The organism is Marinobacter sp. G5_S1_61_S3, assembly GCF_054968585.1.
On the sequence record NZ_JBQKUK010000002.1, the window covers coordinates 34,140 to 57,194 of the forward strand.

Annotated in this window: 21 protein-coding genes; 11 read left to right on the forward strand and 10 right to left on the reverse strand. The window is 58.7% G+C overall.

Translation table 11 applies throughout. The features are described 5' to 3' along the window. Position 1: 1 nt before the first annotated feature. The 5 genes from ACTRWH_RS01680 to ACTRWH_RS01700 all read right to left on the reverse strand — a co-directional run bounded on the left by ACTRWH_RS01680 (position 2) and on the right by ACTRWH_RS01700 (position 6,120). The gene (locus ACTRWH_RS01680) at positions 2–1,294 is read right to left on the reverse strand and encodes a DUF945 family protein (RefSeq protein WP_462825810.1); all 1,293 of its coding nucleotides are present in this window, start codon (positions 1,292–1,294) and stop codon (positions 2–4) included. A 62-nt stretch (positions 1,295–1,356) separates the two neighbouring features. Beyond that, on the reverse strand, positions 1,357–3,495 hold the full coding sequence (ppk1, locus tag ACTRWH_RS01685) for a polyphosphate kinase 1 (protein ID WP_036210827.1): 2,139 nt from the start codon (positions 3,493–3,495) through the stop codon (positions 1,357–1,359). Positions 3,496–3,553: 58 nt separating this feature from the next. After that, positions 3,554–4,549: a porphobilinogen synthase gene (hemB, locus tag ACTRWH_RS01690; RefSeq protein ID WP_462825867.1), complete on the reverse strand. Its 996-nt coding sequence runs from the start codon at positions 4,547–4,549 to the stop codon at positions 3,554–3,556. 138 nt (positions 4,550–4,687) lie between these two features. Further along, on the reverse strand, positions 4,688–5,719 hold the full coding sequence (locus ACTRWH_RS01695) for a lipase secretion chaperone (protein ID WP_462825811.1): 1,032 nt from the start codon (positions 5,717–5,719) through the stop codon (positions 4,688–4,690). A gap of 179 nt (positions 5,720–5,898) precedes the next feature. Then, positions 5,899–6,120 carry a hypothetical protein gene (locus ACTRWH_RS01700; protein ID WP_075194203.1) on the reverse strand — a complete coding sequence of 74 codons (222 nt, stop codon included), beginning with the start codon at positions 6,118–6,120 and terminating at the stop codon, positions 5,899–5,901. Between the two features lie 270 nt (positions 6,121–6,390). Here ACTRWH_RS01700 and ACTRWH_RS01705 point away from each other — a divergent pair, with 270 nt between their 5' ends. The 4 genes from ACTRWH_RS01705 to panP all read left to right on the forward strand — a co-directional run bounded on the left by ACTRWH_RS01705 (position 6,391) and on the right by panP (position 11,073). Next, positions 6,391–7,023: a TetR/AcrR family transcriptional regulator gene (locus ACTRWH_RS01705; protein ID WP_041332505.1), complete on the forward strand. Its 633-nt coding sequence runs from the start codon at positions 6,391–6,393 to the stop codon at positions 7,021–7,023. 2 nt (positions 7,024–7,025) lie between these two features. Continuing rightward, positions 7,026–8,729, forward strand: a complete 1,704-nt coding sequence (locus tag ACTRWH_RS01710; RefSeq protein ID WP_462825812.1) for an acyl-CoA dehydrogenase family protein — start codon at positions 7,026–7,028, stop codon at positions 8,727–8,729. Positions 8,730–8,925: 196 nt separating this feature from the next. Then, the gene (locus ACTRWH_RS01715) at positions 8,926–9,270 is read left to right on the forward strand and encodes a DUF503 domain-containing protein (RefSeq protein WP_040474714.1); all 345 of its coding nucleotides are present in this window, start codon (positions 8,926–8,928) and stop codon (positions 9,268–9,270) included. Between the two features lie 126 nt (positions 9,271–9,396). Beyond that, complete coding sequence (gene panP / locus ACTRWH_RS01720; RefSeq protein WP_036210812.1) at positions 9,397–11,073, forward strand: pyridoxal-dependent aspartate 1-decarboxylase PanP; 1,677 nt, start codon at positions 9,397–9,399, stop codon at positions 11,071–11,073. A 6-nt stretch (positions 11,074–11,079) separates the two neighbouring features. Here panP and ACTRWH_RS01725 read toward each other — a convergent pair whose 3' ends face one another. Further along, positions 11,080–11,346, reverse strand: coding sequence for a hypothetical protein (locus tag ACTRWH_RS01725; protein ID WP_007154996.1), 267 nt, complete (start codon positions 11,344–11,346; stop codon positions 11,080–11,082). Positions 11,347–11,451: 105 nt separating this feature from the next. Beyond that, positions 11,452–13,011, reverse strand: coding sequence for an inorganic phosphate transporter (locus ACTRWH_RS01730; RefSeq protein ID WP_462825813.1), 1,560 nt, complete (start codon positions 13,009–13,011; stop codon positions 11,452–11,454). Positions 13,012–13,239: 228 nt separating this feature from the next. On the opposite strand from ACTRWH_RS01730, the gene ACTRWH_RS01735 reads away from it, so the two are divergent. The 3 genes from ACTRWH_RS01735 to ACTRWH_RS01745 all read left to right on the forward strand — a co-directional run bounded on the left by ACTRWH_RS01735 (position 13,240) and on the right by ACTRWH_RS01745 (position 17,546). Beyond that, positions 13,240–14,346 carry a diguanylate cyclase gene (locus ACTRWH_RS01735; protein ID WP_462825814.1) on the forward strand — a complete coding sequence of 369 codons (1,107 nt, stop codon included), beginning with the start codon at positions 13,240–13,242 and terminating at the stop codon, positions 14,344–14,346. Positions 14,347–14,432: 86 nt separating this feature from the next. Continuing rightward, on the forward strand, positions 14,433–14,879 hold the full coding sequence (locus tag ACTRWH_RS01740) for a flavodoxin (RefSeq protein ID WP_075194199.1): 447 nt from the start codon (positions 14,433–14,435) through the stop codon (positions 14,877–14,879). 102 nt (positions 14,880–14,981) lie between these two features. Beyond that, on the forward strand, positions 14,982–17,546 hold the full coding sequence (locus ACTRWH_RS01745) for an EAL domain-containing protein (RefSeq protein WP_462825815.1): 2,565 nt from the start codon (positions 14,982–14,984) through the stop codon (positions 17,544–17,546). A gap of 14 nt (positions 17,547–17,560) precedes the next feature. Here ACTRWH_RS01745 and tesB read toward each other — a convergent pair whose 3' ends face one another. The 3 genes from tesB to ACTRWH_RS01760 form a co-directional block, all read right to left on the reverse strand. After that, entirely contained in the window at positions 17,561–18,418 is an 858-nt protein-coding gene (gene tesB, locus ACTRWH_RS01750) for an acyl-CoA thioesterase II (protein ID WP_036210796.1), read from the reverse strand. A gap of 79 nt (positions 18,419–18,497) precedes the next feature. Beyond that, a complete protein-coding gene (locus ACTRWH_RS01755; protein ID WP_421859468.1) occupies positions 18,498–19,652 on the reverse strand; it encodes an NAD(P)/FAD-dependent oxidoreductase in 1,155 nt (384 codons plus the stop codon). A gap of 36 nt (positions 19,653–19,688) precedes the next feature. Beyond that, entirely contained in the window at positions 19,689–19,856 is a 168-nt protein-coding gene (locus ACTRWH_RS01760) for a rubredoxin (protein ID WP_007154989.1), read from the reverse strand. Between the two features lie 264 nt (positions 19,857–20,120). Between ACTRWH_RS01760 and ACTRWH_RS01765 the strand changes: the two genes are divergently transcribed. From ACTRWH_RS01765 to phoB, 4 genes are all read left to right on the forward strand, one after another. Then, positions 20,121–20,678 carry a hypoxanthine-guanine phosphoribosyltransferase gene (locus tag ACTRWH_RS01765; protein ID WP_036210787.1) on the forward strand — a complete coding sequence of 186 codons (558 nt, stop codon included), beginning with the start codon at positions 20,121–20,123 and terminating at the stop codon, positions 20,676–20,678. Between the two features lie 16 nt (positions 20,679–20,694). Beyond that, positions 20,695–21,234, forward strand: a complete 540-nt coding sequence (locus tag ACTRWH_RS01770) for a chorismate--pyruvate lyase family protein (RefSeq protein ID WP_434049773.1) — start codon at positions 20,695–20,697, stop codon at positions 21,232–21,234. Between the two features lie 84 nt (positions 21,235–21,318). Then, positions 21,319–22,206, forward strand: coding sequence for a 4-hydroxybenzoate octaprenyltransferase (gene ubiA, locus ACTRWH_RS01775; RefSeq protein ID WP_462825816.1), 888 nt, complete (start codon positions 21,319–21,321; stop codon positions 22,204–22,206). 101 nt (positions 22,207–22,307) lie between these two features. Beyond that, positions 22,308–23,000, forward strand: coding sequence for a phosphate regulon transcriptional regulator PhoB (gene phoB / locus ACTRWH_RS01780; protein WP_007154985.1), 693 nt, complete (start codon positions 22,308–22,310; stop codon positions 22,998–23,000). Positions 23,001–23,055 lie beyond the last annotated feature (55 nt).

Here is a 23,055-nt window from a genome sequence, read left to right on the forward strand (position 1 = left end):
ATCAGAATATCGGTGGCAGCGGGATCACGTTGCCATTGATGTCCAGGGCCAGATCTTCCAGTGTGCCCTGGATTCGCAGCCGGTCACCCTCCTGCACCACCATGCCCTGCTTGATCAAAGGCGCAACCTGCATCCCCAGCTCCGGATGCTGTTCCACCAGAGCCAGCGGCATGCTGACATCCAGATTGCCGGTCAGCTGCTGCATCACCATCATCATCTGGTCTTTCTCGTCGTCAGACAGCGACGGGTGCTGCACCATGATCTCGCCATTGACCGGGCCATAAGGCGTGGCAAAGGACAGCTCCGGAAACCCGAACGAGAAACCGTTGGCCGCAAGGCCCAGCATGGCCTGATTGATGCGATTCATGGATTCCATCTGCTGCTGCATCATGGCACTCGAATCGCCGCCTGCGGTGTTCAGGGCAGCCGCCTGCATGTCCGTCATTGCCGTTGTCAGGTCACTCCAGTTTTGCACGTCCAGGCCACTTAACACCATTTCCATACGGTGAGGGCCGAAGCTCTCGTCGTCCGCCGTTACCTTTTCCAAGGTAACGACAGCCTCGGAATCAATGCTCTTGCCGTCATCGTCGGTGGTAGTCTCACCACTCATCGAAAAGTCATCAAAGCGAAGGGTCGGCTCGCCCCGTGCCGCCACTTCAAGTCGCGCCAGCGACATGTCCCCGCCACCCAGCCAGACGTCGCGTGTCAGGTGTTCCATTGTCTGTTCAAGGCGAAAATCCTCGATACTGATGCGCAGGTCTGGCCCCCGAATCACGGCGCCCGGCCAAAGCATGAGGATATCAGCCTGTGAACCGTTGCCACTGATTTCTGCTCGGCTAAAGCTTTCCGACATATCGAAGGATTCGCCGGTTTCCTCGTCGATCACACTCACAGCCGGCACGGAAAGCTCGGCGATCGCCGTTCCCCACAGACGGGTCTCCAGGGTCAACCGGGGCTTTTCGTCGGGGAAGATCTTCTCAACTTCAGCGCCAAGCTCAGGAGGTGGGGTAAAATCAATCAGGCTGCCGGTAACCCCATGGCTTACCCGGGCCTGATAGTCGAATGAGTGCTCGTCACCGGTGTCCGGATCCTGGATCGTGATGGTGCCGGCGAACTCGGCTCCCATGTAGCCCCTGTCATAATCGCGGGTTTGCAGCTTGAACAGGGGCTGCGCCTGATTAACGTCCGCAGTGACCCTCTGCCACTGCTGTTCGGTTACATATCCAACGGCCCAGGGCGCAGCCACACCAACCGCCAGTACGGCTGCACCGGCAACCATCCATTGTTTTTTCAACTGCCTTTACTCCATTACAGCGCCCACATCGCCTGCACTGGGGCAGGCGATGTGGGTTATCGTTATTTCCCGGTCAGGCGTTCAAGCAGGACCAGTTGGGACGCCAGGCGATCCTCGCCCTCGGCTGCCTGATTCTGAATGTAACTACCGTCCGGCTGCAAGACCCAGGACTGGCAATTGTCCGCCAGATAGGTGTCCAGGTCTTCGCGGACGCGGGCAATCAACGCCGGATCCTCAATCGGAAACGCCGTTTCCACGCGGCTCAGCAGGTTCCGTTCCATGCCGTCGGCGCTGGACCCATAGACTTCCGGCCGGCCGTTGTTGCCGAAATAGTAAACCCGGGTGTGCTCGAGGAAACGGCCAATGATGGAGCGCACCCGGATGTTGTCCGACAGCCCCGGCACTTCCGGCCTCAGGCAGCAGATACCGCGGATGATCAGGTCGATTTTCACGCCTGCCTGGGACGCACGATACAACGCCTTGATCAACTCGCGCTCAGTAAGGGCGTTAAACTTGAAAATAATCCGGCCTTTGGGCCCCAGTTCCGCTTCACGGTCCACCAGGCCCAGAAGACGGGTATGGAGTGTGAAGGGTGAGTGAAACAGTTTCTTTATTTTCAAGGCCTTGCCCATGCCCGTCAGCTGTTGGAACAGCTTGTTGACGTCGTCACCGATGGATTCGTCGCTGGTCATGTAGCTGTAATCGGTGTAAAGGCGGGCGTTACCGGCATGGTAGTTCCCGGTACCCAGGTGTACGTAACGCCTCAGCTTTCCTTCCTCACGGCGTACGATCAGGATCATCTTGGCGTGGGTCTTGTAACCCACCACGCCGTAGACCACGATCACACCCGCTTCCTGCAGCCGGCTGGCCAGCTCCAGGTTTTCCGCCTCGCTGAACCGGGCCCGCAGTTCGATGATCGCAGTCACCTCCTTGCCACGCCGGGCTGCATCCATCAGCGCTTCGACAATTTCCGAGTCGGCACCGGTGCGATACAGGGTCTGACGGATAGCCAGGACCTGTGGGTCTTTTGCAGCCTGCCGCAACAGGTCGGTCACGGGACTGAAGTTTTCATAGGGATGCAGCAACAGCAGCGGGCGCTTGCGGATGGCATCGAACATGGATTCCTTGGCACGGATCTGCCTGGGAATCGACGGCGAGAAACCCGAATAGGTGAGGTCCTGGCGATCCACCAGCCCACCGACGGCCATCAAACGTGTCAGGTTGACCGGGCCGTGAACCTGATAAAGGTCACGATCCGTCAGTCCAAACTCGCGCAGCAGAAAATGCACCAGTTCTTCCGGGCAGTTGTCCGCCACTTCCAGCCGCACGCCGTCACCGAAGCGCCGGCTCAGCAACTCGCCGCGCAGGGCGGAGGCCAGATCTTCAAGGTCGTCTTCCAGTTCAAGGTCGGCGTTGCGGGTCAGGCGGAACTGATAGCAGCCTTTCACCTCCATGCCTGGGAAGAGCTCATCGGCATGGGCGTGAATCATGGAGGACAGGAACACCAGGTTGTCGCCACCGTTACAGACGTCATCCGGAAGCCGGACCAGACGCGGCAGCGAACGTGGCGCAGGCACGATGGCCATCCCGGTTTCGCGACCGAAGGCATCCTTACCGTCCAGCTCAACAATGAAGTTCAGGCTTTTGTTGACCAGGCGCGGGAACGGGTGGGAAGGGTCCAGCCCGATGGGGCTGACCACCGGCAGGATTTCCTCTTCGAAGTAACGGCGCACCCAGTCGGCCTGAGCTTCCGTCCATTCACGACGCCGGACGAAGTGAATGTTTTCCTGCTCCATCTCGGGGATCAGCACGTTGTTCAGGATGTCGTACTGTTCCCGGATGTACTCATGGGCCACCCGGCTGATTTCGCCCAACACCTGCTCCGGCATCATGCCGTCGGAGCCCAGGGTTTCACGGCCATACTTGATCTGCTGGCGCAGGCCCGCCACCCGGATCTCGAAGAACTCGTCCATGTTGCTGCTGAAAATGCAGCAGAACATCAGCCGGTTAATCAACGGATGCGTGGTATCCAGAGCCTGTTTGAGCACCCGGTAGTTGAACTGAAGTTGGCTCAGTTCGCGGTTGAAATAATTTTCCTGGGCGGCGACATCAACTTCCACGCCGGGGGATGGTGCTTCCACGGGAGCCGGCACGTCCGGAACATCGACAGCCTTTAGCTTGTTTGCAGATTCAGTAGTCATTGCTTACTGCTTCCATTTATCAGAGACCTTAAGGCACCCTGCTGTTGACTGTAACCTGTCAGGTGCGGTTATCACGCATCAGCCGTGCAGCCCTGACGGCAAAATAGGTAAGGATGGCGTCTGCACCGGCACGGCGCATGGCCATCAGGCTCTCCATCATCACGGCGTCGCCATCCAGCCATCCGTTCTCGGCAGCGGCCATGTGCATGGCGTACTCGCCACTGACCTGATAGACGAACGTTGGCACCTGCAGTTCCTGTTTTACCCGGTGAACGATATCCAGATACGGCATGCCGGGTTTGATCATCACCATGTCGGCCCCCTCGGCGATGTCCATCGCCACTTCCTGGAGCGCCTCATCACTATTGGCCGGGTCCATCTGATAGGTGGCCTTGTTGCCCTTGCCCAGGTTGCCCGCTGAGCCGACCGCATCGCGGAACGGCCCGTAATAACTGGAAGCATACTTGGCAGAGTAGGCCAGAATACGCGTGTTCACATAGCCAGCGGACTCCAGGGCGTCGCGGATGGCAGCGACCCGGCCGTCCATCATGTCGGACGGCGCCACAATATCCGCACCCGCGTCGGCATGGGACAACGCCTGATTAACCAGCGCTTCCACGGTCACGTCGTTCAGCACATAGCCGTCGTTGTCGATAATGCCGTCCTGGCCATGGGTGGTGAATGGGTCCAGTGCCACATCGGTAATAACACCCAACTCAGGGTAGGCGCCCTTCAGCGCACGCACCGCACGCTGGGCCAGACCATCGGAATCCCACGCGCCAGATCCGGACAGGTTCTTGTGCTCCGCAGGCACCACGGGAAACAGCGCCACGGCCGGAATCCCAAGCGCCACCAGTTCCGCCGCCTGTTCCACCAGAAGATCAACGCTCAGGCGCTCGACGCCGGGCATGGAGGGTACCGCCTCCCGCTGACCCTCGCCTTCCAGTACGAACACCGGAAAAATCAGGTTGTCGGCACTGAGCTGATTCTCCCGAACCAGACGCCGGGAAAAACCGTCAACCCGGTTACGACGCAGACGAGTGGCTGGGAACATGCGATTGGCCGAAAAGCTCACGGAATACCTCCTGTGGAAAATGGGGCTACCGCCCCATCATACACGCCCATAAGCGGCGGTGGCAGGGCCTACAGCCGAGCCACACCATCAGGCTACTACGTTCAGATGAAAGGACTGTTACCGGATGGAATCCAGGGCCTCGGCACGCAGCTTTTCAGCGCCCTCAAAATAATCATCCCTGAGCGCGTCAATGGCGGCTTTGCGCTCCGGGCCAGCAAGCCCCATGTCGTCAAGCTCCGCCAGGTCCTGGCTATAGGCCTGCCACTTGGCTTCCCATACCTTTTGTTCGGCTTCCACCTTCTCCAGCTCACGGGCAGCCTCGGCACCAAAGCGTTCCTCCCTCCAGGCGCGCAAGGCGTCGGGATCATCTGCGAATTCCGACTGCGCACGCTGGTAGTCGGCGAATTTGCGGGTTTCCCGACGAGCCTGACGAAGCGGTTCCGGGAGTGCCTTCTCGGCTTCCGCCAGCGCCTGCTCCCGCTCTTTTTCAGACAGAGACTGATCGGTTCGGATACGCAGCTGCTCAACCTGGAACTGGTCTACGGCCTCGTCCATTGCAAAAAAGGCGTCGGCGGTTTGCGCATTCATCCAGGTGCGTCGCAGGGCGCGTATTTCTGCCATTCGCCGTTGCATGTCCTCTGCATTCGTCGTGGCGTCATGACCATAAGTGGCTTCCAGGTCGCCCAACGCCAGCTTGTAGTCCAGATAATCCCCCAGAGTGTCGAGAGCTTCTGATCGGGCCGGCTCTTCAAGCCGGGCCAACGCCTGCTCTATCCGGGCAACCAGTTGGGGTAACGTCTCCTCGCCCAGAGCCGCCAGGTAATATTCAAACAACTGGCGCAACTGCGGCGTGGGGACCAGGGAGCCATTAGCATCGGCTTCGGCCCAGCCACCGGGCACGCTGGTACCCGCCAACGACGCTGGCATTGTATCCGGCACCGCAACCGCGGTTTCGCCGACCAGTGTTGAAGGCACTCCACGTCCTGACGTGGAATCCAACATTGGCACAACGCTGCTTTCTGTATCGGCGGTTGTATCAACTGTCTCCTGGGCGGGGGTCGGGGTATCACCAAAGAAAATGACCATGCCTGCCGCGATCAGCGCCATGACGACGAGCGCCGTGGTTGCAAAACGAAGGAATCCTCTCATGAACGCGGCCTGTTTAAGGGTCGAATGTGGGGTGAGTAACGGTCATGGTGCACGGAACACGCTATCCTGCAGAACGCAGCATAGAGGAATACGGGATACAGCGGTGAGACCGGCGTCAAAACAACCGTAAGCCACGAACGCAAACAAGCCGCAGCCTCAGAGGCTGCGGCTTCATGAATTCAGAGGGAGCGATTATTGAAACCGACATCCACCTTGCGGGAAGGGTCCGAACGGAATGCTGTATCCACTTCCTGAATTCTGCCGCCCTGGCTCAGAAACGATTCAATATCCTGCTGAAGCTGAGCGCGGATTCGCGCACGGCCGGCAATGGAATGTGTATCGTCGCTGTCATGTGTCCAGCTACCGGATTGCTCCAGATTGCTTTCGTCGAATTCACTCATGATTTTCTCCATCAACGAAAACAGTACAACGAGCGCGCCAAGCCTGTTATGGCACGGCCGCCCCATCTCGGCGGATGCGTCTTACTACCTGCCTTGGCGTCTTTATAATCCGCTTTCAGTTGCAACGCTATTTACTGACAACGGCTTTTTTGTAAATTTTTGTAAGCAACTCCACGATATTGTTTTTAAAGAATAATATGAACCAAGCTATACTGGTCTATTGATTGACACAAAGAATGAATAATGATTCACTACTTATAAGGAACCCGCATGGCATATCGGGAAACGGAAAAGATGCGCAATCGCAAGGCAGAGGCCCGCAAGCGCATTATCGAATGCACATACGGATGCGTTGCCGACGGCGGCTTCCGCAGCGCCCAGATAACGCGCATCGCAGCGTGCGCCGGCGTTGCTACGGGAACCATCTACCGACACTTTGAGTCCAAAGAAGACCTGTTTGCAGAGATCTTCAGGATTGCGACACAACGGGAAGTCGACAAAGTCGCTGAGGCACTGGCCGCCGAAGATAACGCCGTTTCCCGTCTGGAAGTGGCCCTTCGCCAGTTTGCGGAGAGAGCCCTGAGAGGCCCGGTGATGGCCTGGTCGCTGATCGCAGAGCCGGTAGACCCGAAAGTTGAGGAAGAGCGCCTCAAGTTCCGCCGCGCCTACGCTCAACTTTTCGAGCAGGCCATCCGGGACGGCATCAAGGAGGGCTGCCTCCCGGATCAGGATGCCAGGCAAAGCAGTACCTGCCTTGTAGGTGCCATTGCCGAAAGCCTTGTGGGGCCTCTGTCCCCGGCACAGGCTGATACCACGGAGCAGGCAGAGACCAACGACCACGATCCGCTGGTCAACTCCATCATTTGCTTTTGCATGCAGGGGTTGACTGGCACCAGGAGATAAACATGAAGGCCCGCCAGCCCCTGCAGCAGGAAACCGCAACCCCCTCCAGTGACGACCGCTACCTGGCGGTTACCCACGAGGTCTTCAATCAGCCACCTGCTCTGGAGGATTACAACCTCTTCGAACAGGACAAGGCCCTGCAGGAGGCGGTCGCCCGGGAGGGCGCCGCAGCAGCGACCAGCGACCTTAAGCAGTTTGGTGCTTTCGCCGGCGCGGCGGACACCATCGCACTCGGCTTCCATGCCAACGAGAACAAACCGGCGTTCAATACCCATGATCGCTTTGGCCATCGCACGGATCAGGTGGACTTCCACCCCGCCTACCACCAACTGATGTCCACAGCGATGGAAAACGGCCTCCACAGCAGCCCGTGGACCAATCCCGGCGCAGGCGCCCATGTCGCGAGAACGGCCAAGTACTACATGCACTCCCAAATTGAGGCCGCCCACTGCTGCCCCATTACCATGACCTTTGCCGCCGTTCCATCAATCCGCAAACAACCGGAACTGGCCGCGGCCTGGGAAAACAAAATCCTCGCCAATAGCTACGACCCCCGAAACCTGCCGGACAGCGAAAAACAATCTGTCACCATCGGCATGGCAATGACGGAAAAACAGGGTGGCAGCGACGTCCGGGCCAACACGACTCGTGCTTACGCCATCGGTGCAGAAGGCCCGGGGCAGGCCTATGAACTGGTCGGCCACAAATGGTTTGTATCTGCCCCCATGTGCGACGCCTTCCTGGTGCTTGCCCAGACCAGAAGCGGCCTGTCCTGCTTCCTGATGCCACGCTGGCGGCCGGACGGCAGCAAGAACCCCTGGCAGATCCAGCGCCTGAAGAACAAGATGGGCAACGTCGCCAACGCCTCCAGCGAAGCCGAACTGCGCGGCGCCCTGGCGTGGATGGTGGGCGAGGAAGGCAGAGGTGTACCGACGATCATTGAAATGGTCGCCATGACACGCTTCGACTGCATGATCGGCAGCTCCGCCGGCATGCGCCAGGCACTGGCCCAGTCGTCCCACCATTGCCGCCACCGCAGCGCCTTCGGTGGGCGACTCAGCGAACAGCCGCTGATGCAGAACGTCCTCGCCGATCTTGCACTGGAAAGCGAAGCCGCCCTGGCCTACACCATGCGAATCGCAAAATCCCTGGACAGCCAACATCTGGAGCACGAGCGCCTGCTGGCACGACTGGCCACTCCGGTTGGCAAGTACTGGATCTGCAAACGCACCCCCAACCACGCCTACGAAGCCATGGAATGCATCGGCGGCAGCGGCGTGATGGAAGACTGCATCATGCCCCGACTGCTGCGGGAATCCCCAGTCAACGCCATCTGGGAAGGCAGCGGCAACGTCCAGTGCCTGGACACCCTGCGCGCACTGCAGAAAGAACCAGACACCCTCGACGCCTTCTTCAGCGAAGCCGCCGAAGCCCGCGGCGCCGACGCCCGCTTCGACCGCTTCCTGGCCCAGTTGCAGAACGACTTCGCCGACATCAGCGACTTCGAATACCGCGCCCGCAACCTGGTGGATCGCCTGGCCCTGTTGATGCAGTCGTCACTGCTGCTGAGAAACTCCGACCCTGCGGTCGCCGACGCCTTCTGCGCCTCCCGCCTGGAACACAACGGCGGCCTGAACTATGGCAACCTGCCCTCCGGCACTGACCCGGCCGCCATTATCAAACGGGCGACGCCTGTAGTAGGCTAGAAAACAGACTGCTGGACAATACATAATGTCTGGCGAAGCGGACTCCACCTGAAAGGTTCGCGAACTGGAGGCGATGGGCTTTCCAAAACTGTGCGGAGCCATGGATGGCGGAGCCCAAGCGTCACATGGATGTGCCGCAGGAGCGTGTTTTGGAAAGCCCATCGCCTCCAGTTCCAGCACCAAAATCGGAACACCTATGTCTGAAGCTCTAAGAAGGCTGCTAAAAGAGGGCAATACGCCCCAGCAAACAGTCATCACGCCCCACGTGGGCATCCTGACCCTGCATTTCCAGCTCTACGGCTGCGAAGACCTCAAAGCCAAACGCAAAGTCTTCACCGCCCTGAAAGCCGTCTGGGGCAAAGAACCCGACCTGGCCGTCGCCGAAACCGCCGACCAGGACGCCCTCGACTGCGCCACCTGGACCATCGCCGCCCTCGGAGGCTCATCGCAACAGATCGCCCAGCGCCTCGACCAGATCGAAAAAGCCATACAGGAACGCATCGACGCTGCCATACTGGACGTACACCGAGAGATACTTTGACCCTCCCGCCATGCAGGGCCCATGCTGTAGCGTATGGTTTCACGACACCGTATACTACGCCCCCTCAGGGAGAACGGAACGCCCGGGACAGGCTTTGCGAATGACCACTGATAGTGTGTGGCACCTATGACCGGAAAGAAAAAATCCGCCCAGGCCTCGGTAGAGGCCATGTATCGTGTATTCACCGTGCCCGAGGCGCCTGAATCCACCTTGAGCAGGATTGACCAGAACATATCCCGCAACCTTGCCGGATTCCTCCAGGAACACATCGTTGCGGTCGAGCGGGATCTTTCCGAAGTCGAGAAAGACTTCTCGGACTACGCCATTCCGGAAAAGCCCATCTTCGTCTCCGAACAGGCCCAATTCCTGCTCGACAAGCTGGTGGCCAACTCGGTACACACGGCGTCTCCCAGCTTTATCGGCCACATGACCTCGGCACTGCCCTATTTCATGTTGCCGCTGTCCAAGATCATGATTGCCCTCAACCAGAACCTGGTCAAAACCGAAACCTCCAAGGCCTTCACACCCATGGAGCGCCAGGTACTGGGCATGATCCACCGACTGGTGTACGAGCAGGACGGTGCCTTCTACCGCAAGTGGATGCACGATCCCCGCTACGCCCTCGGTGCCATGTGCTCCGGCGGCACCGTGGCCAACCTGACCGCACTCTGGGTGGCACGCAACAACGCGTTCCCCGCCGAAGGCAGCTTTCGTGGCATCCATCAGGAAGGCCTGTTCCGGGCACTACGCTATTACGGCTGCGAGGGTGCCGCCATTCTGGTCTCCCGCCGCGGCCACTACTCACTGCGCAAAGCCGCCGATGTACTGGGTCTGGGCCGGGACTTCCTGGTGCCTGTCGACACCGATGACGACAACCGCATCAACACCGATGCACTGCGGGAGAAATGCCTGGAGCTGCACCGCCAGAAAATCCGGGTCATGGCCATCTGCGGCATTGCCGGCACCACCGAGACCGGCAACGTCGACCCGCTGGACGCCATGGCAGACATCGCCCGGGAGTTCAACGCCCATTTTCATGTGGACGCGGCCTGGGGTGGGCCGACACTGTTTTCCCGCACCCACAGGCACCTGCTCAGGGGCATCGAAAAGGCCGACTCGGTGACCTTCGACGCCCACAAGCAACTCTATGTTCCCATGGGGGCTGGGCTGGTGGTGTTCCGCGACCCGGGCCTGGCAAGCGCTGTCGAGCATCACGCCCAGTACATTATCCGTAAGGGCTCGCGGGATCTGGGTAGTACCACCCTGGAAGGTTCGCGGCCGGGCATGTCAATGCTGATCCAGTCGGGGTTGAGAATCCTGGCGCGGGAAGGCTATGAGATCCTCATCGACCAGGGCATCGACAAGGCACAAACCTTTGCGGAAATGATCAACGCAGAAACGGATTTCGAGCTCATCACCAAACCAGAGCTCAATATCCTGACTTATCGCTATTGCCCGGAGAAAGTGCAGCAGGCACTGGCAATCGCGGACTCGCTACAGGCCGAACGGCTCAACACCTGCCTGAACCGCATCACCAAGTTCATTCAGAAAACCCAACGTGAACGGGGTAAAGCCTTCGTTTCCCGTACCCGGCTCGAACCGTCGCGTTATTATCACTTCCCCTGCATCGTATTCCGGGTGGTATTGGCCAACCCGTTGACCACGAAAGAAATCCTCGCGGACATACTGAAGGAACAGCGGGATTTGTCATCGGACGAGGGCATCCAGGACGAAATCACCATCCTGGACCAGATGGCCGATGCCGTGTTGAAGCAGCATCAGCCGGGCGTTCGGCAGGCCTGACAAAGATCAGTAAAGCGCCTCTTCGTCATCCAGGACTTCGTCCAGGATATCGAGAAACATGTGGTCCGCCCGACTCCAGCTCTCTGGGATACGGATCGTGGTGTTGGCGCTGATCTCACGGGCAATCAACTCATTGGCATTGGGCTGATTGCGATATTTGCGGGCAATTTCCACCGATTTCACCGCAATGGTCGGATCACTGAGGACCTTCTTGATAAACACCCTGAGCTCGTCAATGACCTTCGCCTGACGGCTTTCTTCTGCTGAACTCATGAATCAATCCCCGGACAGAGTGGCAACGTATTGGGAGGCAAACGCCTCCCGTATTGAAGAATAGTATGGGCCAAACAGGCACCTGACAACCAGCGCGACAATCCCTTACAGCATCAGCCCGCGCAGGGTGAAGAACAGGATGGCCGCCATACAGGCCGACGCAGGCACCGTAATGATCCAGGCAGCAACGATACGAGTCAGGTGCGAACGCTTGACCATCTCCTCGCGGTAGATCTTTTTAAGGCGCTTGCGCTCCTTCTTGGAGAGCGGTACCTGTTTCTTTTTCTTGGCTTGTTGGAGCAGGTTTTCCATCTGCTCAACCGAGGCGTTACGGAAATCTTCCAGGAACGGGCGCAGGCGCTCACGCTCCTCTTCCTCATGGCTGTCCATGATGTTGTGGAGCTGGGTGGCGTAGTTTGACTTCAGGTACTCCCTCAGGAAACCAACACCAAACACACCACCGATGGCAATGTGGGTGGAACTGACCGGGAGCCCCAACTGGGAGGCGATGATGACGGTAAGCGCCGCCGACAGGGCGATACAGAACGCCCGGGTTTTATCCAGTTCAGTGATCTCAGTCCCCACGGTCTTGATCAGGCGTGGGCCGAACAGCATCAGACCAACGGCCAGACCAAGGGCACCAACCAGCATTACCCACAAAGGAATGGACGCTGCGGTGACCACTGCACCAGCCGACAGTGCATCGTTAATGGCCGCCAGCGGGCCGATGGCATTGGCCACATCGTTCGCCCCATGGGCGAAACTGAGTAATGCCGCGGCAAATATAAGCGGCCAGGTAAACAGGGTATTCACTCCGGCAGAGCTGTTTTCCATGGTTGCGGCACGGCGGCCGACCAGAACCCGCATCAGGAAGAAAATGACTGCGGCGAGCCCCAGACCAACCAGAGAGGCCCCCAGGAAGTCTACTTCAACGACCTTCTTGACCCCCTTCACCATCAAATAGGTGCCAAAGGCCCAGGCCATGATCGCCACCAGCCAGGGCACGAAGATTCTTGCCGCCGGCACCACGTTCTTGCGATACAGCACGGTCTTCTTGATGGCATACAGGAACAGCGCCGCCAGCACGCCACCCATTACGGGGGAAATCACCCAACTGGCGACAATTTTGGCCATGACGGCCCAGTCGGCAATGCCCCAGCCGCCGGCGGCAATTCCGGCCCCAAGAACGCCCCCGACAATGGAGTGGGTAGTGGACACCGGAGCACCCATCCAGGTGGCCAGGTTCAGCCACAGGGCGCCGGCAAGAAGTGCGGCTGTCATCAGCCACACGAAGGCGCTGACATCATCGAGCCTTTCAGCGGCAATAATGCCCCCTTTGATGGTCGAAACCACGTCACCACCGGCGACAATAGCACCGCCGGCCTCAAACACGGCGGCGATCAGAACCGCGCCACCCAGAGACAGCGCCCCGGACCCCACCGCCGGGCCGACGTTGTTGGCGACGTCATTCGCGCCGATATTGATGGCCATGTAGCCACCGATGACCGCAGCTGCCATCAGCAGCATGTTGTTGGGCATGCCGTCGCTGATCTGTCCCACGGCTATAAATATGCAGAGCAGGAACAGGAAGCTGAAGCCAACGCGATAACGCTCGGTCGATGGGCTGGTCAGGAGAGTATCGAGGAATCCGTTTTTGCCGGCCATAATACGTCAGGTCTCGCAACAGGGAGGATACGGGAAGCTACAGTTTCACAGTACTTACGGCGGCAACTATAAATTTTTTGCCATGAAATTGAAACATAACGGTCATAATGGTGATTGCTTGACCAAAGTCGCTGTACAGATTTCCCGCTTCGACTAATCTGATTCACTATCCCGGCTCACGCAGTCTGGACAAAGCACCAACAACAAATCGACAACAACAAAAGTGTCATGACCAGACTCCCCGATACCAGCCAACAAGTAGCCGACGAAGGCGAGGAGGAACGCGTCTCCCGCCTGCTGACCGGTCTGTCAGCCATGGCCATCCTCTTCCTGCTGGGCATTGGCGCCAAGGCGTGGTTTGCAAACCACACTCACCACGCCTTCTCGCTCTGGTTCTTTGCGGGACTGGTGGCAATGAACATGCTGTCCTTTGCCCGTTCCCGCAACCGCCGCCATCAGAAGGCTGGCATGATCTCCATTGTCGGCCTGCTGTTCGGATACCTGATCATCACCGGTGGCGAGAGCAACACCGGCCCACTCTGGTTCTACGTGTTCCCGCCGCTGCTGTTTTACCTGACCGATCTGAAAACCGGCACAGCGGTATTGTTATTCTGCTGCCTGCTGGCGGTCGTGGTTTTCCAGTTCCCTGAACTACCGTTGGTGACCGCCGAATACAGCACAGACTTCAAGATCCGTTTTTTCGCCACGCTGACGTTCGAGTCCATCTTCTGTTTCGTGCTGGAAGCCAGTCGCCTGAAGGCACGCAATGAGTTGATGGATATGGCCCGTACCCACCAACATGCAGCCCGTACTGACGAACTGACGGGCCTGTCCAACCGCAGGGACATGCAGCATCGGCTGAACGAGGAGTATTCAAGGTACCGGCGTTCCGGCCACCATTTCTCCATCGTTCTCATCGACCTGGATCTCTTCAAGCGTATCAACGACGACTACGGACACGACGCCGGTGACCACGTACTGCGGGCCTTCTCGGAATTGATGCAAACCGTTATCCGCCAAACGGATGTGGCCGCACGCTGGGGCGGAGAGGAGTTCCTGATCCTGTTGCCGGACACGTCACTGCTACAGGCTCTCACTCTCGCAGAACGGCTACGTTCCGAGGTGGCCAGTGCCGAGTTCTCCTTTACCGGCCAGCGCATGCCCGTCACCATCAGCGCCGGCATCTGCTCCATTGCCAAGACCGGCTCAGTGGATGAATTACTGAAACAGGCTGACGTCCACCTATACAGCGCCAAGGAAGACGGGCGCAATCGCGTTGCTCCCAGAGTACGAACCTCCCCTAGGGAAACCAGCCCTTCCGGAGCCGGATCTTGAGCGTTACCGCATCACCGGCTATGATCGGGCCCCAACGCAGACAGCCGTCAAGGGACGGTTGTCGTTACGAATCAACAGGACCATTCATGGCTTCAATCCGGATTCTGGTCGGCAGCGTTTATGGTGGCGCCCTGCTGACGGCACGTACCTTGAAGAAAACCCTGGAACCGGAAGGGCATCGGATCACGATCCTTGAGGAACCCGACCTGGAGGACATCACCGGGAACGACGAACCGCTTTTGGTGTGTACATCAACCACTGGCCAGGGAGAGCTCCCCCCCAACCTGCTACCGTTCTATTTGCGGCTGCGCGAGCAACTGCCCCAACAACCCGCGCGTCCGTTTGGCGTAATTGTGCTTGGCGACAGCTCCTACGGTGACACCTTTTGTGGTGCCGGTGAGCTGATGGAAGAGGCTTTATACGAAACTTCAGCCCGGAAAGTGGGGGATACCTTGAGGATTGATGCCCTGGAAACCACCGAGCCGGAGATGGAAGCCGTTCCCTGGGTACGGGAGTGGCTTGAACAGCTGTAACACCTGACACAAGTGACGTTCGAAAACCGGCATTATCAGCCTTGAGCCCCCCGGCAGATAACGCCATACTGAGCCAGACAATCACAACAAGATCGGTACTACGTGCGCCATATTGCTCAGTTTTTCGCCCTGGCGGGCGCATTGATCATGATGGCTTTCGGAACCCAGGCAAACGCGGCTTCGCCCGGCTTTGCAGAACCGGATATGGACTATATTCGGGTGGCACCTTCGGAACAGATGGATCTCAGGGAAGCCCTTGCTTCCGACCGATGGCAGTCACTGGAAGGCGAAAGCCCCAACTTCGGCTACATTCGCGATACCGTGTGGCTCCGCGTTCCTGTATCCGCCATACCCAGTGACCGTAAGCTACTGGAGATACGCTACCCCCAGCTCGACGATATCACCTTCTACCTGATAGAGAATGGCGTCGTCAGGCAACGCATCTCAACGGGCGACCACCTTCCCTTTGCGCAGCGCCAGATTCAACACCGCAACTTTCTGTTTTCCTTCGAAACCGATCCGCTAAGCGATTACCAGGTGTTTTTGCGTGTTCGGACTCAGGGCGCCATGCAGATCCCCATCAGACTGTGGGACCCTCGAACCTACTTCGAAGCCACGTCCATCGAAGACCAGATGCACGCGATCTATTACGGCATCCTGATCATGGTGATCTTTTTCAACCTGTTTATCTTCCTGGCACTGAGAGAGCGCATGTACCTGCTGTACGTGCTCTCCACCCTCAGCTATCTGATGTTTATTGGCAGCCTGAATGGCAGCACCTACCAATTGCTCTGGCCAGAGTCGCCCTGGCTGCACAACCAGACCATGGTTCTCACCGTGCCGGTGGCATTGATATTCACCCTGTTGTTCTCACGTGCCTTCCTCAACCTGCGCGTCACCAGCCCGCGCATGGACAAGCTTGTGTGGTATATGGTGTTGGTGAACGTCGTGGTGGCGGTGGCAACGTTCGTTACCGACTACAGCGTTGCCAGCCGGCTCACGGTTGCCCTGGCAATCCCCAGCTGCCTGCTGTTGACCGTTATGGGGCCGATACAATGGATTCGGGGCAACCCCCAGGCCGGCTACTACACCATAGCCTGGGGCCTGCTCACCCTGGGCAGCGCCATCACCGCAGCCAATAAATACGGCTTCGTGCCCAACAGCTTCGTGACGGCCTACGGCATCGAAATCGGCTCCGCGCTCGAAGCCGTCCTGTTGACCATCGCCCTAGCCGCCCGGCTCTACCAGGAACGAGAAGACAAGGTTCGCGCCCGCGAAGCAGAGATCACCGCCATGGCGGCACGGCGCTCGGCAGAGCTGCGACTGATCGAACAGGCCCTCCACAACCCGCTAACGGGATTGCCCAATCGCGCCTGCCTGGAAATGACCATCAACGAACTGATCAACCGAGAGCCGGAAAAGCGCCTCTCCATTGCGGTGATCCACCTAAGCAACCTTCCAGCTATTACCAAAACCCTGGGGCATCGCAACACCGACCGGCTGCTCGAGCTTGCCGCCCGGCGTTTCAACAGCATCGTCAGCGAACTGCCCGGCATCTGTGCGGTCGAGACCAATGATCGGAAGAGTTTCTACCTGGCCTCACTGGAGTCGGCCACCTTCGGGTTTATCGTGGAAGCAGATGTTATTTCGGAAACACCCCGTGCCATTGTTCGTGCCCTTGAGGAAATCCGTGCACCGCTGGACTATCTGGGCATGCAATTGCCGCTGGCCCCCCACACTGGCTCGGCGATCTACCCGGATCACGCCACCGACACCAATACCCTGATCCGGCGCGCCTTTATTGCGCAGGGCTCGGACGACGCCCGAGACCGTGGGCTGGCCTATTATCAGCCGTCGCGGGACTCCTACAGCGCGGACCGCCTTACCCTGGTGTCCGAGCTGCAACGTGCCCTTCAACACGGTGAACTTGCCCTATACCTGCAGCCAAAGCTGTCACTGAAAACCAGGGAGGTGGTCGGCCTTGAAGCGCTGATTCGCTGGCCCGGCCGGAAAAAGCCAATACCCGCCGACGAGCTGATTGCCCTGGCCGAGCAGTCCGGGCTGATCAAGCCATTGACACGCTGGGTACTGGAACAATCACTTGCGCTGAGAGGGCAATTGCTGGAGAACGGCTACCCGCTCAATATCTCGGTGAACATCTCCCCCAACAACCTGCGGGAACCGGACTTCCCGTTATACGTCCAGCGCCTGATGAGCAGCCATCACACGCATCGCGGAGCGATCATCCTGGAAGTTACTGAGACCTCAATGATGCAGGACCCGGTCAACTCACTGCGCGCCCTCAATTCCCTGCACACCACAGGTATCCCGCTGTCCATTGACGACTTCGGTTCCGGCTACTCTTCGCTGTCGTATATCAAGCGATTGCCCGCCAGCGAGATCAAGATCGACCGCTCACTGGTCACCGACCTGGCATCCCAGGCTGGAGACCGTGTCATCGTCCAGACCACGATCGAAATGTGCCACAGCCTGGGTTATGCCGTTGTGGCCGAGGGTGTGGAGAGCGCAGAGGCAATGGAACTGCTGGACAAGATGGGCTGTGACATGATCCAGGGCTACATCCTGACGCCGCCACTGCCGTTCGACGACATCATCGTTTGGCTGGCCGACTACAAACATCATGGGAGAAGCCACAAGCTTGGCTAACTATCTCCGCAAACCTATCCCCGTTGACGGATGAGGGCTTCCTGGGTGGTCGATGCTACCAACCGGCCCTGGCGATCAAAAAAGTTACCGCGATTGAAGCCGCGTCCGCCAGAGGCGCTGGGGCTGTCCTTGTCGTAGAGCAACCACTCGTCCATACGGAACTCACGATGAAACCAGATGGAATGATCCAGACTCGCAACCTGCATCTTCTTGTTCATAAATGACACGCCATGGGGGTTCAGCGACGTCCCCAGGAAAGAAAAGTCTGACGCGTAGGTCAGCAGGCAACGGTGCAACACCGGATCGTCTGGCAGGTGCCCCTGGGTACGGAACCAGCTCTGCTTGTAAGGCGGCCGCGGTTCCGGCTTCAATGGATTGACCGGGTCTACGGGACGGATTTCGATGGGACGATCCCGGGTCAGGGTGTCGCGGAGATGTTCGGGAACATGGGGAGCCAGCAGTTCGCCGTACTCCTGCTCGGATTTAAGGCCTTCCGGATCCGGTGCCGAGGGCATGTCGAGCTGATGTTCGAAGCCTTCTTCGGCCACCTGGAATGACATGGAGCCGGTCAGGATCTCCTTGCCACCCTGACGTGCAATCACCCGTCGGACGGAGAAACTGCCACCGTCCCGAACCCGCTGGACCTCGTAGTCGATGGGCATGCTGTGATTGCCGGGGCGCAGGAAGTAGGCGTGCAGCGAGTGCGGCAGGCGACCTTCCACCGTACGGCTGGCGGCCATCAGCGCCTGCCCCAGAACCTGGCCGCCAAACACGTTGGGAAAGCCGAGATCTTCACTGTCCCCCTGGAAATGGTCGTCACCGATGGGGGAGAGATCCAGCAGATCCACCAGTTTTCTGGTTACTTCAAGCATGCCAGCTCCTGTCAATATCGTTAGCTCACGAATGAGTTTCTACCGCAAGCTGGGGATTTTCGCAATCCTGATACCACCCTCAGTTATGAATCGGCGGCACCTCCTTCGACAGGGCCTGCTTCTCCATCGCATAACCACCGGTTACCGCAAAGCCCAGAACCTCGCCAGACTCACTCTTGAACAGGGCACGGACATCCTGGCCGTCCGCATCCACTTCCCAGTTGCCCGACGCATTCGCCGGTGGCGGACACACCGCTGTTGGACAACAGGGGGTCTTGACCATGACCGGCATGGTGCCGTACTTCACTTCAGTGCGCTCACTCACCAGTGTTTTTGCCAACGCACGGGCGCACGCCATCAGCGGCAGCACATACAGCAACACGTGACCGTCGACTTCAGCGCAGTCACCCAGTGCATAAACATCTGGCATTGAAGTCTCCAGGGCGCGGTTGACCACGATGCCACGCTGGGTCTCCAAGCCCGCTGCTGCAGCCAGCTCCGTGCGTGGTCGCAGCCCGACCGCGGAAACAACCAGGTCGGAGTCCAGTTCCTCGCCATTGGCCAGGGTCAGGCGGACACCTTCCCCGCTATTGGCAATGTGCTCCACAACCGTTTCCAGATGAAAACGGACGCCCAACCCTTCCAGTCCATCGCGCACCGCTGCCGCAGCAGCCGGTGGTAGAAGTCCCGGCATCAGGGCATCAGAAGGAGCAATCACATCCACGTCGACATCGCCGTTGCGAAGGTCGTTGGCAAACTCACAACCGATCAGGCCTGCGCCCATGATGGCCACCCGCTTCTTGCCCTTCAGAGCCTTGCGAAAGGCACGGTAGTCCATCAGGTCGTTGATGGAAAAGACACGCTCATGGCCGTCACCGGCAATGGACAGGCGAATCACATCGGCACCCCAGGCCAACACCAGTTTGCTGTATCCTAGCCGTTCGTCCCCCAGCACAAGTTCGTGGGCATCCGGATCAATGCCGGTCACGGTGGTGTAAGTACGCAGCTGAAGGTTCAGTTGCTCCACCATTGCCTCCGCCGACGCCTGCGCCAGTTCATCGGCCTCTTTGCCCTTGGTAAAGCCAGTGGAAAGCATGGGCTTGGAGTAACTATAGCCATCGTCCGCCGTTACCATGACGATTGGTATGTCCTTGTCCTGCTTACGGATTTCCTTAGCCAGCGAATAGCCTGACAATCCGGTACCCACAATCACGATGGGGGCGTCTGCGTTCATTACTGCTCTCCAAACCTGTTCAGCGGTACCGGCGTATCAGCCGATTTCAATCATCTCGAAGTCTTCCTTACCCACGCCGCAGTCCGGGCATTCCCAATCTTCCGGTACGTCTTCCCAGGCGGTTCCGGGCTCAATACCGTCTTCCGGCCAGCCTTCCGCCTCATCGTAAATAAATCCACAGACAACGCACTGCCACTTCTTCATGTCATTCCTCCGAAACTCGTTGGGGCGCGATAATAATTGTCAGACAATTGTGCGCGCAAGTCTTTCATGCACCGAGTTGGCACCATTCACACTGGGAAACCATCATACCCACCGCTGCGGCATTGACCAATGCCGTCGCCGACGGCTATTCAACGGGTTTTCTGCCAATCGCCAGAATTTCCATCAGGCGAACCGGGAAACGCCCCTCCCTTCAGCGTGCCACCTCCGGTATAATCGGCCGTTTTACGATAGGACCCCAGTGCTATGACCGACACCGTCGCCGAACTGAATCAGGTAATGGCCGAAGCCGACTGCCTGGTGAGCGAACAGCAGGTACAGGCTGCCATCCAGTCTCTTGCAGAAGAGATCACCGGGCGCCTCAAGGACACCAACCCGCTGTTGTTCTGTGTGATGAATGGCGGCCTTATCCTCACCGGCCACCTACTGCCAAGGCTGACGTTTCCCGTGCAGGCGGAATACCTTCACGCCACTCGCTACCGCCAGGAAACCACCGGTGGCATCCTGGAGTGGAAACTGCAGCCGGAAGCCAATATGAATGGCCGCACGGTACTGATCGTTGACGACATCCTCGACGAGGGTACGACACTCTGCGCCATTGCAGATTACTGCCTCGCCCATGGCGCCAGCGAGGTTCTGACGGCCGTATTGGTCGACAAACAACACGATCGCAAGGCAAAGCCAAACCTGAAGGCAGACTTTACCGGCCTGGAAGTTGAGGACCGTTTCCTGTTTGGCTACGGCATGGATTACAAAGGTTACTGGCGCAACGCCCCGGGAATTTATGCCGTCAAGGGACTTTGACCGGTACGCACCCAGCATGTTTGAGGGTGAAAACGCCATCTCCACCCCCGCTACGGACTGGTACCGCTCTTTTTCAGCAGCCGCGCTGAAGAACCCGGCCATCCACGGGCCGCTCAGCCACTGGCTGACGCTGGAGGGCTCACTGACCCGGGCGCTTCAACTCCGATGCCGCGAGCACTTTCACGTGGATATCCTCCAGGAAGGTTTTGCCCGCCCCACTGTGGAGGAGGCCCATACCCTGGGTATTCCGGTGCGCCAGAATGCGTGGATCCGCGAGGTCTGCCTGAACGGCGACAACACCCCCTGGGTGCTCGCCCGTACGATCATTCCATTGGCTACCCTATCAGGGCGTGGACGCCGCCTGCGCAACCTGGGACGCCGCCCTCTCGGCGCCTATCTGTTCAGCAACCCACAGTGGCAACGGGGGCCGTTCGAGATCGGTCTTTGCCATCGGGCTAACCGCCATCAACCCATGGCGGCCCGCCGCTCCCGTTTTTTCAGCGGTCATCATAGCCTCTTGGTCGGCGAGTATTTCCTGCCCACGCTCTGCCCCTGACGCAGCGGCTCTTTTAACCGAACCTCACCGCTGGCTATAATCCCCGCTCAGCCTCAGCAACATCATCCCGGACGGACCAGACCTATGCTGCCCAATGCCGTGCCAGATCACATCCAGGCCCGCCTTGCAGACTACGCCCGACTGCTGCGAGTCGATCGCCCCATCGGCAGCCTGCTCCTCCTATGGCCAACCTACTGGGCACTTTGGCTGGCTGCAGACGGCTTCCCCAGCGTTGGCAACTTTATCGTCTTTACCCTCGGCGTATTCATGATGCGAGCTGCCGGTTGCGCCATCAACGATTTTGCCGACCGCAAGGTGGATCGACACGTCAAACGCACCAAAGACCGCCCACTGACCTCCGGTCGCATCGAAGCCTGGGAAGCCGTGGCCCTGTTCGCAGGCCTCTGCGTGACCGCTTTCCTGATGGTAGTGCTGTTCACCAACACGCTGACACTTTATCTGTCGCTCGGGGGTGCAGTACTGGCGTTCATCTACCCGTTCATGAAGCGTTACACCCATCTGCCGCAACTGTTTCTTGGGGCCGCCTTTTCCTGGGCCATTCCCATGGCCTGGGCCGCCGAGGCCGGTGAGGTCACAAAACTGGCCTGGCTGCTGTTTACCGCCAACGTGCTCTGGACCGTAGCCTACGACACCCTGTACGCCATGGTGGATCGTGATGACGACATCCGGATTGGCATCAAATCCACGGCCATTCTGTTCGGAGACGCCGACCGGGCGGTTATCGCAATCCTGCAGGCCCTGGTGGTGCTGATTCTCATCCTCGTGGGCCAGCAGGCCGAGCTCGGCGTTTTCTATTACCTCGGGCTCGTCGCCATGGCGTGCCTGTTTGTCTTCCAGCAGCACCTGGCCCGCTTCCGCGAACGCGACGGATGCTTCAAGGCCTTTCTCAACAATAACTGGGCGGGCTTTGCAGTTTTCACCGGTCTGTTGATTGACCGGATCATCAGTTAGTCGAACAAATCCAGTCACAGCCTGCTACTGTCATATACTTGTAACACTACCCGGTTGTAATGAGGCAGCAACAATACTCGGTATGACACAGGTTAATGCTCATGACTGGAAAAACTGTCCTGATCGTCGATGACGAGGCACCCATCCGCGAAATGATCGCTGTGGCCCTCGAAATGGCCGACTACGACTACCTTGAGGCAGCGGATGCCCGCGAAGCGCATGCCCTGATCGTTGACAAACAGCCCGACTTGATACTCCTTGACTGGATGCTGCCAGGCACCAGCGGCGTGGAACTGGCCAGGCGCCTGAAAAAAGAAGAGGCAACGGCGGAAATCCCCATCATCATGCTGACGGCCAAGGTCGAGGAAGACAATAAGATCCAGGGCCTGGAAGTGGGTGCGGATGACTACATCACCAAGCCCTTCTCGCCGAGGGAGCTGGTGGCCAGGCTGAAAGCCGTATTGCGCCGCACCACGCCGCCCGGCGTGGAAACTCCGATCGAAGTGGATGGCCTGACCCTGGACCCGGTCGGCCACCGGGTCACCACGGAAACCGGCGCACTGAACATCGGCCCCACGGAATATCGGTTACTGCAGTTCTTCATGACACACCAGGAACGGGTTTATACTCGCTCCCAGCTGCTTGATCAGGTGTGGGGTGGGAACGTCTATGTTGAAGAGCGAACCGTCGACGTTCACATACGCCGTTTGCGCAAAGCCCTTGGCGACCAATATGATCACCTGATCCAGACAGTGCGTGGCACCGGCTACCGGTTCTCAACCAGAGCAGCATAACCACAACCGGCGCCCTTTACCCCGAAAAGGGCCCGGAACTGATTCAGGGGCAGCT